Source organism: Limosilactobacillus reuteri subsp. porcinus (assembly GCF_036621895.1).
Classification (GTDB): Bacteria; Bacillota; Bacilli; order Lactobacillales; family Lactobacillaceae; genus Limosilactobacillus; species Limosilactobacillus reuteri_J.
In genome coordinates, this window is the sequence record NZ_LN887346.1 from 1 (window position 1) to 1,109 (window position 1,109).

General features: G+C 37.0%; 1 protein-coding gene. It reads left to right on the forward strand.

The genetic code is table 11. The features are described 5' to 3' along the window. Positions 1–388 precede the first annotated feature (388 nt). A complete protein-coding gene (locus AACL61_RS02075) occupies positions 389–1,042 on the forward strand; it encodes a response regulator transcription factor (protein ID WP_339110914.1) in 654 nt (217 codons plus the stop codon). Positions 1,043–1,109: the final 67 nt, after the last annotated feature.

The following is a 1,109-nucleotide window of genomic DNA, read 5'->3' on the forward strand; positions in this document are numbered from 1 at the left end:
TGCCTTAGACTTCCTTCAGATTCCACCTCACGGTGGACACCCTTGTCCTCAGCTCATGGTTCCGACTACTACGGCCCATAGCGGACTTTCACCACCTAGCTAATACCCATGCCGGGCGCACTAATAAAAGGCGAAGGTGATTCTGCAATCACTTTCGCCAACATACTTCTACTGTGGACCATTGATGTTGTCATGTCATCAATGATCCTCTTTTATTTTACAGCATTAGTTTTATTCTCGCGGTCTGCAATAAATTTTCACAATTATTCCAGCCGTTTATTGAAACTATTTCAGCAAGTGTAAAAAATAATTTTTGGATCTTGATAATAATTAGCAAAAAGAAGATACTGAAGAAGAGATAACTTTAAGAATGAAAGCAGGTTTATTGATGTATAGAGTACTTGTGGCGGATAATTATCCAATCATTCGAATGGCAGTTAAAAATCTGGTTGAACAACTAGATAATTTTAAAGTAATTGCTGAAGAAGCAACCGGAATAGATGCCTCATTGCGGGCTGAACAAGGTGACATTGATATCATTATTATGGATTTAGCGATGCCACCTGGTGAAAATGGTCTGATCACAATTAAAAGAATTCATGAACATTTCCCTAACACCAAAATTATTATTTTTTCTTCTCGTAATGAACCTCAATACATCAATCAGGCAATTTATAATGGCGCAAATAGCTATATCCTTAAAAGCTCCTCTCCAAAAGAACTAGTTCATGCCCTAAGACACGCTATTAATGGTGAAAAATACTTAGACAATAATATTATGGTAACGAAGAAAGATTTATTAGTTATCAAAGGCGGTTCTCCGCACTTCGATTTAGGAAATTACGTTGCTCTTTCGAAACGTGAGCAAGAAATCTTACCGTTAATTGTTCTCGGATATACTAACAAAGAAATTGCTACTAAGATGTTTATATCCCCTAAAACTGTTGAAGCCCATAAGACAAAGATTATGCAAAAATTAAACCTTGCTTCACATGCAGAACTTCTCCACTATGCAATTAAACATCGGTTAGTAGACTTATAAATGGGAGTGAGGTAGAAGTCACCTCTGACTTCTACCCCACTCCCATTATTAATGTCTTTAGACCTGG